The 14,452-nt window shown below is 57.7% G+C and carries 11 protein-coding genes; 5 read left to right on the top strand and 6 right to left on the bottom strand.

The genetic code is table 11. The annotated features are described in order from the left end of the window. Positions 1-148 precede the first annotated feature (148 nt). Positions 149-1,003: a LysR family transcriptional regulator gene (locus DWU99_RS02150; RefSeq protein ID WP_115476345.1), complete on the bottom strand. Its 855-nt coding sequence runs from the start codon at positions 1,001-1,003 to the stop codon at positions 149-151. A gap of 348 nt (positions 1,004-1,351) precedes the next feature. On the opposite strand from DWU99_RS02150, the gene DWU99_RS02155 reads away from it, so the two are divergent. Beyond that, positions 1,352-1,867: a lipocalin-like domain-containing protein gene (locus tag DWU99_RS02155; protein WP_233510823.1), complete on the top strand. Its 516-nt coding sequence runs from the start codon at positions 1,352-1,354 to the stop codon at positions 1,865-1,867. A gap of 73 nt (positions 1,868-1,940) precedes the next feature. Here DWU99_RS02155 and DWU99_RS02160 read toward each other — a convergent pair whose 3' ends face one another. Continuing rightward, positions 1,941-4,697, bottom strand: a complete 2,757-nt coding sequence (locus DWU99_RS02160; RefSeq protein WP_158543209.1) for a DUF5107 domain-containing protein — start codon at positions 4,695-4,697, stop codon at positions 1,941-1,943. A 334-nt stretch (positions 4,698-5,031) separates the two neighbouring features. On the opposite strand from DWU99_RS02160, the gene DWU99_RS02165 reads away from it, so the two are divergent. Both DWU99_RS02165 and DWU99_RS02170 read left to right on the top strand, forming a co-directional pair. After that, entirely contained in the window at positions 5,032-8,028 is a 2,997-nt protein-coding gene (locus DWU99_RS02165) for a glycoside hydrolase domain-containing protein (protein ID WP_147292873.1), read from the top strand. Between the two features lie 90 nt (positions 8,029-8,118). Further along, positions 8,119-8,835 (top strand): hypothetical protein, encoded by a 717-nt coding sequence (locus DWU99_RS02170; protein ID WP_115476348.1) that lies wholly within the window; start codon positions 8,119-8,121, stop codon positions 8,833-8,835. Between the two features lie 118 nt (positions 8,836-8,953). Here DWU99_RS02170 and DWU99_RS02175 read toward each other — a convergent pair whose 3' ends face one another. Both DWU99_RS02175 and DWU99_RS02180 read right to left on the bottom strand, forming a co-directional pair. Next, positions 8,954-9,361, bottom strand: coding sequence for a hypothetical protein (locus DWU99_RS02175; RefSeq protein ID WP_115476349.1), 408 nt, complete (start codon positions 9,359-9,361; stop codon positions 8,954-8,956). Between the two features lie 2 nt (positions 9,362-9,363). Next, positions 9,364-10,008 carry a helix-turn-helix domain-containing protein gene (locus DWU99_RS02180; protein WP_158543210.1) on the bottom strand — a complete coding sequence of 215 codons (645 nt, stop codon included), beginning with the start codon at positions 10,006-10,008 and terminating at the stop codon, positions 9,364-9,366. Between the two features lie 389 nt (positions 10,009-10,397). Here DWU99_RS02180 and DWU99_RS02185 point away from each other — a divergent pair, with 389 nt between their 5' ends. Next, positions 10,398-10,781: a RidA family protein gene (locus DWU99_RS02185; RefSeq protein ID WP_115476351.1), complete on the top strand. Its 384-nt coding sequence runs from the start codon at positions 10,398-10,400 to the stop codon at positions 10,779-10,781. Positions 10,782-11,277: 496 nt separating this feature from the next. Here the strand turns inward: DWU99_RS02185 and DWU99_RS02190 are convergent, their stop codons facing one another. Continuing rightward, complete coding sequence (locus tag DWU99_RS02190; RefSeq protein WP_115476352.1) at positions 11,278-12,675, bottom strand: amidase family protein; 1,398 nt, start codon at positions 12,673-12,675, stop codon at positions 11,278-11,280. Positions 12,676-13,188: 513 nt separating this feature from the next. Here DWU99_RS02190 and DWU99_RS02195 point away from each other — a divergent pair. Next, positions 13,189-13,617, top strand: a complete 429-nt coding sequence (locus tag DWU99_RS02195; RefSeq protein ID WP_115476353.1) for a DoxX family protein — start codon at positions 13,189-13,191, stop codon at positions 13,615-13,617. Between the two features lie 207 nt (positions 13,618-13,824). Here DWU99_RS02195 and DWU99_RS02200 read toward each other — a convergent pair whose 3' ends face one another. After that, positions 13,825-14,361, bottom strand: a complete 537-nt coding sequence (locus tag DWU99_RS02200; RefSeq protein WP_147292874.1) for a hypothetical protein — start codon at positions 14,359-14,361, stop codon at positions 13,825-13,827. Positions 14,362-14,452 lie beyond the last annotated feature (91 nt).

Consider the following 14,452-nt stretch of genomic DNA (forward strand, 5'->3'; position numbering starts at 1 on the left):
CGATCACCCATGCGATCGCCGGCATCCTCTGCTATCGATAGATGGGGTTATCGGGGGTAGGGTGGGCTCTCTTTTTCGAAACTTGCACCGCAACGCCGTCAGCGGTGTCGCGACTACCCGTTCTGGATTTACGCCGCGCACTACCGCATCAGGCAGTCGATAAATTCTTAAAAGCTGTCGCCAAGGTACCCAGTGCCTGGCGTGAACGGCGGTCATTGAGCGCCGAATACAACACGACTTGTTGCGTTGGAAGTGCGGGTAATGAAAGGGCCTTTCCGATGTCGATAGTGCCCGCCGGTGCCGTCCTTCTCGCCAACACCGCAACAGCCCATCCCATGCTAGCCGCGGCGCCCACGAGCGCCGCGCCTTTTCCGATAAAGACTTCTGTCCATGCGATGCCCGCATTGTCGAGTGCCTTGACGGCGGCTGCGCGGATGCTGCACGTCTCGCCTTGTGTGGACAATGGAAGTGGATGGCCTGCGCGAGGCTCCCAGTGCGTGGCGGCTATCCATGCAAAAGACTCGTCGAATAACACCTCGCCATTGCGCCGGTGGTCTTCCGACTGGAGCACCAAGGCGGCATCCAACGCACCATCGTCATAGCTCTGCATGACGTCGCGTGAGCCTGCCACGCGAAGCTCAATGACAAGGTTGGGATCGTTCTGATTCATCCATCGCAACAGACCCGGCAACTCGCTGCCCACGAGTTGATGGCTGATGCCGATAACCAGTCGACGCTGCTTCACCTCGAAAGAAGTCAGCGCGCGCTCATGTGCTTGCACCAACTGACGCGCCGCCTCGACAAAGGCCGCCCCTTCAGCCGAAAGCCTTACTTGGCGCGGAGTTCGCTCCAGGAGGCGACGCCCTAGCTGTTCCTCGAGTCGCCGCAACTTCAGGCTGATGGCCGATTGCGTACTGCCCAGCGCATCGGCCGCCCGCGTAAAGCTTTGCAGTTCGGCCGTCAACACGAACGCCCTTACAGCATCCAGGTCCAGAGACTTCATAGGCTAACCATTGCATTTTGTAATGGCTGAAATACTTATTTATACGCTTTTCTAATAGATAGTACATCACTACGCTGTCTTACATCCCGCGCCGATGGTGCGGCGATGCCGCCACCTCGCTCCCCACATCGAATGCAATGGCCTGTTTATGTGGTCGCCCCTGACTAACCTGCTCGCGCTTCGCGGACACATCATCCAAAGGCGAGATGCCCTGCCATGGCGCAAGGCACCGGTGCTTTGGCCACTGCGCCAACCAGAAAAAGCCAAGAGTGCGGCGAAGAACGCTGCTGCCGACAAGGTCAGCCGTAACGACTATCCCACGTCACAGACCCACAAGGACCAAGACCCATGAAGTTACCGACAACGCTTTGGCTCGCCGCCTCGATGTTTTTACTGACGCATGCCGCCACTGCTTCGGAGACCGTCTCCATGCAAGCCCCCATCACCACCCTCGAAGGCACTTGGACACTCGCCTTTGCCGACGTTCAACATCCCGATGGCACACGCGGACATGACTATGGTGACTCCCCCAAGGGTGTGCTCCAGGTCGACCATGCCGGGCATTACGCCATGTTTATCTTCAACAGTGCGCGTCCCAAGTTCGCCGCCAATGACCGAAGCAAAGGCACGCCCGAAGAATTTCGTGCCGCCCTCATGGGAACAAGCTCCCACTTTGGGACGGTGATGATTGACCCTGCGACGCACACGCTGACGTTCCATATAGAAGGGGCGACTTATCCCAATTGGGAAGGAACCACACAGGTACGCCATTACCAGATGAGCGGTGGCGTGCTGAGCTACCAAGTCGCTGCACGTCCGAATGGCGATATTCCCCTGACAGGATGGAAGCGAGTAACGCCGTAGCCGACGGTTACGCAGCATCCGCGCTCGCCCGACGCATCCAGCCGGGCGCTTTCTCGTCATTCATATTTACCAATTAGTGTTTGTCGACTTTGGTGGCGGTCGACGGTTGCAAAGGAGCGGCGCCTTCTTTGCGGGGAAGGAAATGCTCCGCCAGCAATGCATCCGCTTTGTTTGGCTGACCGTTCTCTTCATAGGCATCGACAAAAGCACGGACAAGCTCTGCGGGCATATCCGCATGTGCGGGAAAGCGTTCGAACATGGCAACTCTTTCCGCTGGAGATTTTCCAAGCTGCTTCATCGCCCGGCCCATGCCTACGTAAAGCGCTGGATTGGAAGCGTCGACCGAAAAGCCGTGCGTGAAGACTTGAGCGGCCTCTTCGGGGTCGTGCTTAATGTCGAGCAGCGCCCGACCTAAATTCGCATCGAGCGTCGGGATGTCCGACCGGAGCGATGCGGCGCGACGCCATTCTTCTATCGCTGGATCTACGATGCCTTTCGAGAACCAGAGCGTCCCGAGAAGAAAATGGGCCGAGGCATCCGAAGCATTGGCGGCAAGCGCTGCCTGCAAAACGGGAATGGTTTCGGCCTGGCCGGGGAAGATAAAGCGCAGCGACATGTGGGAAGCGGCTTCATCGTCCTGCTTTCCCGATTTTCCGAGTTGCTCGCGGCAGAAACCCCTGTAATAAGCCAATAACGGGTTTTTCCCTGGTGGCGCCGTCCCGGGTTCGCTTTCCAGAGCAGGGGCCTGAGGGTAACTGCGCGAGAGCAGAGCGAGTGAATCGCTGTAGAGGCCCAGGCGGTTGTACTGAACCACGAGACCAAGAATTCGGTTGGGGTCGGCCGACAAATACTCGTCGAAACCTTGCGTCGGTGAGCCAAGGATCGAAAGCTCGTTCTTCAGAAATGCGTTTGTGGGATATGTGGCAAGCGATGCCAATGCGAGTTTCCGCGCATGATCTGAATTGCCGCTGGCCCGCTCAAGTGCGACGTTGTCTTCGACGCATCGCTGCGTACTAAAAGAAACCGCTACGTCGGGGCAGGCTTTTGCAAGAACTGTCAGCGCTTCGTTGACATCGTGTTCGCTGGCCAGAAGCTCCGCGAGCAGCAGGCCTCCCGCCGTTCGATAGGATGGATCTCGATAAGCCGCCTCAAACTCGATACGCGCTTCGCGTGAATGGCCGAGTTGTTCTTCCGCAATGCCACGGTAATACCGCGTCTCGGCATCCCAGGTTGCGCGGTCCTCAACGCTTTTCAGCAGCTTAGAGGCTTCGTCGAATCGAAAGAGATTCACGTCGAGCCTGCCTTGTGCTTTCAGGAGGTCGAAGCTCGCGGGCGTTGCGGCGAACCCTTCGTTGTAGTCGTTCCAGGCCGCGATCAAATTACCCTGCAATTCATCATTGCGACCGCGCTCGAGCACATCGCTCGTGTCGTGTGGATTCGTGGAAGGGGCGGTCGTCGACTGGGGCCCTACATGGACTTGATCGCGTGGCGTCCAGTCGTATTCGCCTTCGGTATGTTTCAAGAGGACCCGGTGGTTGCTGTCCTCAACAACGAACGTATATTTCCCACTGGAGGGAATGTCGTTGATTTGGTGCGACCATGCCTTCGCTGGGCTGAGGGACGCTTTTTCTTCGTAGACGGGATTATTTCCGTTGAGAATCCTTATGTGCGCATTCGGTATGTCCGAATTTGCATTGAAGGCGGCCGTTAACGCTGTCTTTCCATCCGCGCCGGGCTTTCTGGCGATCCACACGATGCCATTCAGATTTGCCCGCGAAATACCGCCGATATCTCTGACGGGCATCCAAAACTCGGAGAATCGAATGACTTGTTGGGGCTGTAGAAAACCGTAGGTCTCCTGATTTCGAAACAATCCAGCCTGTACCTCTGCATAAGCACTGTCGTTGTCGGAGAGGACCTTGCGCCATGCGAGGCCATCCGCATCGGTTCCCCAGCTCCAGATCTTCTTCGCAGGCAGGTCCTCGTACTCGGCGTAGTGCACAACGCCAGCGTTGGTGTGCGGGTTGTAGATACCCATGAAAGGTTCGCGGCTGCCATAAATGAATCGCGATACGGGACCATCTTTGTGGTTCGCGATAACGCTGAGATCCATGCCTTTCGAGTTCACCGGCCACGTGTCGATATTCGTGAAACCATGGCTGGCCGTGAATTGCATGGGATACCAGATTTTTGAGTCGTCCCAGACGCGAACGCCAGCGTTGTTCCACCAATAGAACCTGTGCCTTACGTTGCTTGGGTTTGCGAGCGTGACGCGTTCTTCAAGAACTGTGCTTCCGGGACGCAGCGTGAGCTGCACGGTCCATTCCATGCCGTAGACGCGATCGCGATTGCCCACGGTGATCGAAGCGCTTCCGTCTGGCGCGCTCGTGTACGCATAGTCCACGGGGGAAAGAGAAACCCAGTTGTGAGAAACCGGGAAATTGAATTCGATGCCGAACGCCGCCCATGCGCCGCGATATCCGATCAGGGCCTTTTTCAAGGTTGGATTCGCATAGAACATCGGCTGGCCGTTGATCTTGTCGATACATGTATAGACATGACCGCCAAGGTCCGGAAGCACGATGCATTTCAAATACTCGTTTTCGAGAAACACGGCGCGCCACGCCTGAACGCTCTCGGTTCCATGCACGTTTTCCCGAACGGTGTACGGGTAGTTGAATCGGTCTTTCGCGTAGATGTCGAAAGGGGGATTCGCATCAGGCGATCCCTCATCGGAGGTGGGGATCGATAGATGTCCTTCCCAAACCCTGACTTGGGCATGCAGTTCGGATACGAACAAACACAATAAGAGTTCTGCAAGAAAACGCATGATGGCCCTCTTTGAACGCCTCAAGGAGCCTGCGGCCCCTCCCGGGTTCGAGTATGCCATCTCCTTATTTCGTTTGCTTGTGTTTACCTTCGATTATTCGTTTGAAGGTAGTAGATTGCCCGTGCTTTTCCCGGGTTTTTCTTGAAGTGTGGCAAAAGATACGCATGAATTATGCGCAATTCTCACATTCTTGGCTCTCTTCCGAGATGCTCAGCGACGCTTAGGCCCCAGTGGAACGTTATTTTACGTTTGTTTACTTTTTCCTTCGATAGTCTTTATGATTCCTGCCACTCACTGATCCCGGTGAGAAAAAGCTGCGGCAACGGAGAAAACGATGCACAAGCGGTTCGTATCTTGCGTGTTGGCACTGGCTGCATGGGGCGCTGTTGTAAGTCTCAGAGCGGAGATTCAGCCTGTGCCGTTGCGCTGGAATGCGGACCGCTTCGGCAATCATCGCTATATCGTGCAAGTCGACAAGCCTGCCACGGCCGTGCGTGCCGTGCTGCCATGGCATCGGCGCGATGCGCATCCCGATCAGGTCGCGACCATTGTTGTCGATCCTGACGGGAACATCGTCGACAACGTCGCGCGTGTGCATATCGATCAAACGTCGGGCGAACTGGTATTCGAAGCGAAAGAGGCGGGTGTCTATGCGATCTATTACCAGCCTTACATCGCGAACGGTCGTTCAAATTATCCGACCGTAACCTATCAGGCGCCGCGCGATACCGCCGATGCAGCGTGGCTGAAATCCAGTGGCGCCAACAATCCTTCGCGCGAAGCAAAACTGCCGCACGCCAAGCTGCTCGGTTATCAGGCGGTGGACGACTTCGATGCGTATACCGACATGGAGCGTTCGGCTGCGCCGCAGGAAATCACAGCCTTGCTTGCAGCACATCCGGATGCGCCTTGGTTGTTGTTTCCGGAGACGCGCGAACATCCGGTGCGGATGTTCGATCAGATTCCCGAGCGTTGGGCGCAGCGTGGCGCGGGCGGCAGTTTCGCCGATAGCGCACAGCGTGGCGAATACTTGAGCTATCAGGTTGGCGCATGGGCAGCGCGGCGTGACATCCAGAACGTGCAGGTGAGTTTTTCCGATTTAAAAGGTCCGGATGGCGCCGTCATTTCAGCATCGGCGTTTACATGCTTCAACTTGGGTGGCACGGATTACACCGATAAAACGTTTGTCGCACACGTCAACATTCCGCAAGGTCGTGTGCAGCCGTTATGGATGGGTCTGGATATCCCCGCAACCGCGAAACCCGGTATCTATCGCGGCAGCGTAACGCTCAGTGCCGATGACGTGCCTGCGCAAGCGATACCGCTAGTCGTTACCGTGGGTAGCGGGGAAGCCGTCGCACATGGCGATGATGATCCCTTCAAGCTCACTCGTCTGCGCTGGCTCAACTCCACGCTTGCGCAGGACGACAACCTCGTCAAGCCATTCACCTCGGTGACAGTGCAGGGCAGCAAACTTGGCATACTCGGGCGAGACATCACGCTGGCTCGCAACGGCCTGCCGGCGCAAATCGATAGCCATTTCGACGAGCGCATGACCGGCTTCAGCAAAACACCGCTGCAGCTGCTTGCCGCCCCGATGCAACTGCTGGTGCAGGATGCCGGCGGTACACATGCGCTTTCCTCATCTGCTGCGCCGAATGTGCAGATCGATGGCCCGGCCAAGGTCCATTGGCAAGCCACAGGTGCTGTGGGGCCGTTGAAGAGTGTCGTCAACGCTAGCCTAGAAGCTGATGGCACGCTGATTTATTCGGTTGTGCTGACTGCAACCAAGTCCATAGCGCTGAATGACATCCGCCTGGAAATTCCCTTGCGCAACGATGTGGCCCAGTACGAGCTCGGCCTTGGCCGAGCGGGCGATCACGCCCCGGGCGACTTCAGCTGGCACTGGAACGTGCAGAACAATCAGGATGGTGCATGGATCGGCGCCGTAAACGGCGGGCTCGAATTCCATCTTCGCGACGAACACTACCGTCGACCGCTCAATACCAACTTCTACCATGACCAGCCGCTGGTGATGCCCACCTCTTGGGATAATCAAGGGCAGGGTGGTGTGACGTTCAAGCGTGACGGAACACGCTATCTGGTCACGGCATTCAGTGGTCCGCGCATCATGTCTGCCGGACAGGCATTGCATTACGACGTCGTCATGCGCGTCACGCCGTTCAAGACGATTCATCCGGCTGAGCATTTTGCGGAGCGTTATTTCCACGCCTACGGAGATCTGGACACCATCAAGGGCGAGGGCGCCAACGTGGTGAACATTCATCACGCCACGCCGATCAATCCCTGGATCAACTATCCGTTCCTCGAGCCCGCGAAGATGCGCGCCTATGTGGACGCGGCGCATCAACGCGGCATGGAAGTAAAGATCTACGACACCATTCGCGAACTATCCGATCGCGCACCGGAACTGCCGGTGCTGGAAAGCCTGGGCCACGAGATCATCAGCACCGGTGCGGGCGGCGGCTTTTCCTGGCTGCAGGAACACCTGGATGGCGATTACATCGCGGCCTGGCATGTGCCGGAAAACCGCGACGCCGCCGTGGTCGACGCGGGGCAAAGCCGTTGGCACAACTACTACATCGAAGGGCTGGACTGGCTGGCACGCAACATCGGCATCGATGGTCTCTACCTCGACGATGTCGCGTACGACCGCATCACGATGAAGCGCGTACGCAAGGTGTTGCAAGCGCGGCGCCCGCATCCCTTGATCGATCTTCATTCGGCCAACCAATTCAACCCACGCGACGGCCATATCAATAGCGCGCTGCTTTATATGGAGCTGTTTCCATATATCGATCGACTCTGGTTTGGCGAGGAATTCGATTACCAGCACACATCGCCTTCGTACTGGCTCACCGAGATTTCCGGCATTCCATATGGTCTGATGGGGGAGATGCTGCAAGGTGGCGGCAACCCTTGGCGCGGCATGCTATTTGGCATGACCAATCGTTTGCCATGGACGGGTGGCGATCCACGCGAACTGTGGAAGCTGTGGGACAGCTTCGGCATCGAGCAAGCCGATATGATCGGCTGGTGGGTGCACGACACGCCCGTGCAAACCCGCCGTGACGATGTGCTCGCCACCAGCTATGTGCGCAACGGCAAAACGCTCATCGCCTTGGCTTCATGGGCGCCGGATGAAACCCGCGTCAACCTGCATATCGACTGGAAAGCGCTTGGTATCGAGCCGGCTGCTGCAACGCTGGTCGCACCAGCCATCGCCGGTTTTCAGCCTGCGGCGACATTCAAGCCGGGCGATGCCATTCCTGTCGAACCGGGTAAAGGGTGGTTGCTGATTCTGCAATGAAACCAATGCAGATTTCCGTTAGGGTATTGGGGCAGAGTAAGAAGTGTCGGAATATCGTTGACTGAGTCTTCTCATACGGAGATGCCTCTCATGCTTCCATTACTTCAAAAAGCCATCAATGCCCACGGCGGTGCAGAGCGCTGGGCTGACATCAAGGAACTCCATCTTGGATTCAAAATTTCTGGTGCCATCTGGCATGTGAAAGGGCAGCCGGACATCTTGTCACGCTTCTCGGCCTCGATTGACACCAGAACACAAACCGTAAGAATGCAGTTTCCTGACGCGGATGATCACAGGTCAGAGTTCACCCCTGACCTGACGGTATTGCACACTCCGCCCGGCATCGTTGAGCGACGCCAACAGCCGCGCGATCGTTTTGACGGCCATTTCATCGCGACCCCATGGGATGCCGCGGATGCGGTCTACTTTTGCAGCTACGCGTTGTGGACTTACTACAACAGCCCATTCCTCTTTTCTCGTCCGGGAGTCACCGTCCGCACCGTGTCCACTCCCTGGAATGAAGGGAGTGAAAGTTGGGAAAGGCTGCATATCACCTACCCAGACAGCCTGACGACGCATGGCCGGGAGGCTGTGGCATACATCGACAAAGATGGTCTGGTGCGCAGATACGACTACGTCGTGGACATCATGGGTGGCGCCGTGGGCGCGAACTACGCGGACGACTATGAAAACTACGACGGCATACTCCTTCCGAGGCGTCGCCGTGTATATGCTTACGACGCAACCGGGCGCCCTCAAGAGCCAATTCTGGTGGATATCGAGCTCACGGATGCCCGCCTGTCTTAAGGTGGGCGCATCGAGGCAGGAGGGCAGGTCCAGGGCGATGCCTATCTGCACAGTGCGAGGTCGAGTACAAGCCAGACCGTGTTCCGACGCATGTCACAAGTCGATATGGTCGATACAGCTACCCGAAAGCTACTGCTTCACCGGGCGGAAGAATGGTGGTCCGTTCGTTGGAGTTCGGGTAGATCCTGTGCCGCTCAGCTGAGACGTGTCCTCGCGACGCGCGACTAGATTCACGCTGCGCGCCTAACGCATTCATCGCCATGTCGCGTGCGACGCGATCAAGAAAGGCGATCACCTGGGCGTGTCTACCCTGTAATACGAGGTGCATGGCTGTTCCGCCGAGTTCATCGATGAAGTCGTTCTCGAACCAATCCAGAACCATCTCCAGGTCAGCATCGATGTTCAGCGCTGCCTTGACGACCTGCGCCGAATGAGCGATGACAAGGCAAGACCGCCGCGCCGATTCAATGGAGGTGGAGTAGTCCGCGTCGTTTTTTGCCACGGCGAGCATGTATTTTGTTTTCATGTTTAGACTCTTCCATGCGTGACGGAAATCGATTGAATTTGTGCGGCTTGCAGCTCGTCCACGCATCGGCGAACGTACTGAAGCGGAGTCATGCCGACGGTGCGGCGGAAGTGCCGCGTCAAGTGACTCTGGTCGGCAAAGCCAGTCTCGACGGCAATGTCGCTGATAGGCATGGCGCGCTGGCGAAGTAAGGCCTTCGCCTGCTCAAGTCGAGCGTGCAGCAGATACTTCATAGGACTGTAGCCAGTGCTTCGACGGAAGAGTCGCGCAAAGTGAAAGCGACTCATGCAAGCGGCATCCGCGATGTCCTGCAGCACCATCTTTTCGCCAAGCCGCCTATGTATGGCATCGATGGCCCGGCGCAGTGCAATACGTGGCAGGCCGCGCTGTCGGACGGCAGCTAGTCCTGCCGGAATAGGGTCGCCGGCTTCGCTCCACGCACCAGAGTCTTCAAGATGCTTGCTCCGGACGTCGTTGCGTTGGTCATCCAGCTGAGCCGCGATTCCTGTCTGGTGGCGATCGGTACGAGACTGTGTCTTTGTTTTGTTCGAAATCCCTGCGGCTGTAATTACAAATCGCGTCGAACCTTCCCTCAACTTTACGTTGTGAAAAATGTCACTGGCGGGCAATTTCCATAGTTCTGTCATGTCGTCTCGAGACTGATCGCCTGGCCCTGGTGGCGAGCCGCTGGTCGGTGTGCCTAGGAGAACGTCTTGACGTATCCCGGATATGTCGTCGCAGGCGATAAAGCGCATTCAAACGTGTAGGAGGGGGCGACAGATACGGTCTGATACAAAAAAAGACCGGCCAAGGCGCGTTCTTTGCGTCCGCTGGGAGATCCAGGCGAACGCGAAGTCGTGCCGGCGCCGTGGCACAGGCATCATTGATGATCACAATTGCTCGTTGATCGTTCTGGCACGCACGATGTGGATACGTCGCCGCTCCGTGTTCGTTGCGCTTGCGCACTGGCGTTCTATAGCGCCTGGCTAACCGACTATATGTTGTGCCACTGACGACAACACGCGGGACTATCCCAATGAGCAGCAAGATCATTCACACCGACCATGCGCCTGCCGCGATCGGTCCATACAGTCAGGCCGTGCGCACTGGTAACACGGTATATCTTTCCGGCCAGTTGCCCATTTGTCCCGAGACGCAGCGTCCGGTGAACGATACGGCCGAGGCGGAAATCCACCAGGTATTCCGCAACCTGAGAGCCGTGGCGGAAGCCGCAGGCGGTGATCTGGCGCACATGGTCAAGCTCAATGTCTATCTTACCGACCTTGCCGACGCGCCCAAGCTCAACGCCATCATGGGTGAATACTTCACGGCCCCATATCCCGCGCGCGCCGCCGTGCGCATTGCTGGCTTGCCACAGGGCTTCCGCATCGAGGTCGAAGGGATCCTGGTGCTGGACTGATGTCGCAAGCTTCCCTTTAACGCGAACACCAACCCACCATGGCGGCGAACCATGAGCTATGGCCTGGCATTCGCGCATCCCTTCACATACCACGGCAACGTCACGCCGGCTGCTCGGCGGACGTGCCGCGTCAAATAGCCCTGGTTGGCAGAGTCCTGCTGCGTGATCTTCTCGCTCGACCATTGGTCGACGGCGTCGGAAATCCCGATAACCGAGCGTCTCGTCGGATTATGACGGCGATGATTCGTATCTTGCGTTGAAGTGCCTCTCGCAACCTGCCGAGGCGCACCCATTTCGATTGAGCGGAATTAGCGCCAAGATGCCTGCGCCTGGTGCCTTGCCGCTGGCACCCCAATAATCAACGGATACGGTCCAAGCTGCGATCGGCACGTGAGCGTGTCGGGCAGAACCTCGTCGGTCTTTTACGTGGTGTGTTACAGCACATGGCCATGCATCGCCGCGAATGCATGGCCACGATGACAATAGGGTGGCAACGTCAGACTGGATCTATCGCGACGACGCGCTCGCCACGCGCCTCGATATCCGCGCCGGCCCGCAGGCACAGGTCTTCCCTAAAGCGCGCGGAGACAATTTGTACGCCTACGGGCGTGCCGTTCACGCTACCGGTGGCGACTGACAATCCGGGCAGGCCCACCGCTGGAAATGCGCGCAACAGCAGTTGCGCGTCCCATACACGCTGGAAGCCTTCGCGCCCCTGGAGATCCAGGTCATCCGGGAAGGGGAGTTCCGCAGACACGGGCACCAGCAGGACTGGGTGGCGCGCGAAGAACAACTGCCATTCGCGGACGGCCGTAGCGCGACGCACGAGCGCCCTCGCCACCGCGTCGGGTGTCAGCGCCGCCACGCGGTCACGCACGCCGTCAACGACGGCTCGCGCGCCAGGGTCGCCATCGCGTTCCACCGAAGCGATGAGATTGGCGAAGCCGTCTCCGAGCCACAACTGCTCCTGGATTTCGGCGGCCTCGGTTACCGACGGCGTGTCATCGATTTCCTCGACCTGCCAACCCGCATCCACCAGCCGGTCACGTGCGTCCCACAGGGCCGCCTCTACCTCCGGAGCGATGGACATGCCACCGGGACGCAGGCATAGCGCGGCGCGACGCGGCATGACCGGACCATCGAGCGGCAGGGGTACGTACCAGGGATCGCGCAGATCGGCGCCCGACATAACGGAGAGACCGAGCGTAATGTCTTGTATCGTGCGAGCCATTGGGCCGCTGGCGGACATCAGTTGCGGGCCGATGCCGCGTTCGGGCGAAGAGGCGTTGTAAGCGGGCACGCGGCCAAAGCTGGGGCGCAGCCCATGGATGCCGCACGCGTAGGCGGGATGGCGCAGCGAGCCGCCGATGTCGGTGCCCAGCGCGATACTGCCGATGCCCGCCGCAATCGCTGCGGCGCCACCGCCCGACGAGCCGCCCGGGGTGAGTCGTGCATCGCGCGGATTGAACGTCTTGCCGTGCACGAGGTTGCTGGTGAACCAGCGCAATGCGAACGTCGGCGAGTTGCTGCGACCAAGCATCACCGCACCGGCGCGCAGCAGGTTGTCGACCGCTGGACTGTTGGAGCTGGCAACCAGCTGCTCCTGAAGTCTCGTGCCGTTGGTGGTGGCGTAACCTTCCACGTCGGTGTTGATCTTTACCGTTACCGGCACGCCTGCGAGCGGTCCGGGATCGGTTCCACGGGAAAGCGCGGCGTCGACCTGATCCGCTTGGCGCCGCACCTCGTCCGGGCGGCACTCAACAATGGCGTTGATGCGTGGATTGACCGCATCGAGCCGTCGTAATGCATTTTCAGCCACCTCGCGTGCAGACACCTCGCGCGAGCGGACCAGTGCGGCGAGTTCGCTCGCTGACATGCTCCAAAGTTCAGTCATATGGCCTCCAAGATTGGCTAAATCAAAAGAATGAAAGCAGGCGATCAACCATAGGAGGCCTTCAACGACGGTCATAGAACGCGAGTGCGCAACCGTTGCGGCGAATCATCCGCAAATGACCGTGTTTGCGTGTTGCTGGGCTGCCGATGCCCATGCGCATCCACTGGAGTGCGCGCGTTATGCGACCGTTTGCGGAATCGTGATGGTCGCTGCCAGACCGCCGCCGTCGCGATTGGACAAAACCAGATTGCCCTCTATGGAGCGGATCAATGGGGCAACGATGGCGAGTCCAAGACCAGTTCCACCGATCGCCTTGCTATTCGCGCGTTAGCGATGGATGCGCACTCGCGTTCTATAGCGTCTTCCCAACCGCGTCTACGCTGCGCCGATGACAACGTATGGGAGCAGCCCAATGGATGCCAAGACCATTCACAACGGCAATGCGCCCGCCGCTATCGGTTCACGCAGTAAGGCCAGTCTTTCGACTCTGTGCCACAGACAAAGGAAATCACCATGACATCTCTAGCTAAAGCCGAATGGGGAAGGGACGGCATCCTTCTCGTTTCCCGAGTTCTCTTGATGCTGTTGTTCCTCATATTCGGCTTAACGAAGCTCACGGGTTTCGATGAGACAGTCACCCTGTTTGCTCATATGGATGTTCCATTTCCTACGCTCGCCACCCTGATTGCCATTGCGGCAGAGGTGGGCATCGGTATCGCCCTTGTCGCGGGTTTGTTTACCAGACCATTAGCGGTGTTGATGGCGGTTTATACCTGTGCCACTTCTGTTCTTGGGCATCACTACTGGAGTCTCGCGGGTTCGGAACGATTCCTGGCGGAGATTGCCTTCTACAAGAACATTTGCATCGTCGGTGGTTTGCTTCTGCTCTACCTCACGGGTCCCGGCCGTTATTCGCTGGATCAGAAGCTGAGATTTCTTTGATCCGTGATGCGCTCGCCAGGCGTCGATTCATCATTCGGGCCGTGAGCCGCAATACCTCAGCATTCGCTACCGTGACTCAAACCAGACAGCCTCCGGCAAAACCGGGGCGGTTCAAGGCGGGAGGTGCCGCTCCCGCCTTGCGCGTCCAGGAAAATACACATCATCAATCCAGTAGTCGTAGAAGCCTCGACTAGAGGAGGCAGACAATTACATGCCGCCTTCAATCGAGTTGCTGAATCGATTCTCTTGCCGCACATACACCAAATTACTTTTAATCGACTTCAGGGTTTTGGGCAACTCGGATGGATCGAGCGCGGTCAACGGCACGCCGGTATCCGCAACGCCAAGTTCACGATTTCCCTTGCACAGAGCCGATGCGATGAGTACGTCGCCAGCACGGATGTTATTAATGGTCTTGAGCACTGGATTTTCGCCACAGTAAGTCCCTTTGAAAGGACGCTCATTTCCTCCAACATAGAGGACAATTCGAGTGGTGTTGGCATTAATCTCGCCATTGCCAGGCGCGCTGGTGCGCGACGCGTTTGCTTCCAGTATCGACTCGTTCGTGATCGTCGGAACCTGATTATGCAATTCGATGCGAACGGCATCGCCCTGATAGTCAGTGGGTTGTTGTGCGTGCGATACACCTACGGATGCGGCCATAGATAAAACCAGCAACCGCGCTGCTGAAACAGAAAATTTACGACGAATGGACGTTTGTGCATTTTGAGTTGACGTTGTCATGAGAATATCTCCCGGTTGTTTCGCGGCGAAGCATTTTCGTCGTGAGTGTCATCTGATGTGAGTTCAAAGCGAGTGCTTGTGAAATGAATTC

This window comes from Dyella psychrodurans, from assembly GCF_003363265.1.
In the GTDB taxonomy this organism is placed as follows: Bacteria; Pseudomonadota; Gammaproteobacteria; order Xanthomonadales; family Rhodanobacteraceae; genus Dyella_B; species Dyella_B psychrodurans.

Coding starts and splice junctions, on each gene's coding strand:
- DWU99_RS02170 (WP_115476348.1), top strand. CDS start 8,119: ATGCTTCCATTACTTCAAAAAGCCATCAATGCCCACGGCGGTGCAGAG.
- DWU99_RS02160 (WP_158543209.1), bottom strand. CDS start 4,697: ATGCGTTTTCTTGCAGAACTCTTATTGTGTTTGTTCGTATCCGAACTG.
- DWU99_RS02150 (WP_115476345.1), bottom strand. CDS start 1,003: ATGAAGTCTCTGGACCTGGATGCTGTAAGGGCGTTCGTGTTGACGGCC.
- DWU99_RS02180 (WP_158543210.1), bottom strand. CDS start 10,008: ATGACAGAACTATGGAAATTGCCCGCCAGTGACATTTTTCACAACGTA.
- DWU99_RS02165 (WP_147292873.1), top strand. CDS start 5,032: ATGCACAAGCGGTTCGTATCTTGCGTGTTGGCACTGGCTGCATGGGGC.
- DWU99_RS02185 (WP_115476351.1), top strand. CDS start 10,398: ATGAGCAGCAAGATCATTCACACCGACCATGCGCCTGCCGCGATCGGT.
- DWU99_RS02155 (WP_233510823.1), top strand. CDS start 1,352: ATGAAGTTACCGACAACGCTTTGGCTCGCCGCCTCGATGTTTTTACTG.
- DWU99_RS02190 (WP_115476352.1), bottom strand. CDS start 12,675: ATGACTGAACTTTGGAGCATGTCAGCGAGCGAACTCGCCGCACTGGTC.
- DWU99_RS02195 (WP_115476353.1), top strand. CDS start 13,189: ATGACATCTCTAGCTAAAGCCGAATGGGGAAGGGACGGCATCCTTCTC.
- DWU99_RS02200 (WP_147292874.1), bottom strand. CDS start 14,361: ATGACAACGTCAACTCAAAATGCACAAACGTCCATTCGTCGTAAATTT.
- DWU99_RS02175 (WP_115476349.1), bottom strand. CDS start 9,361: ATGAAAACAAAATACATGCTCGCCGTGGCAAAAAACGACGCGGACTAC.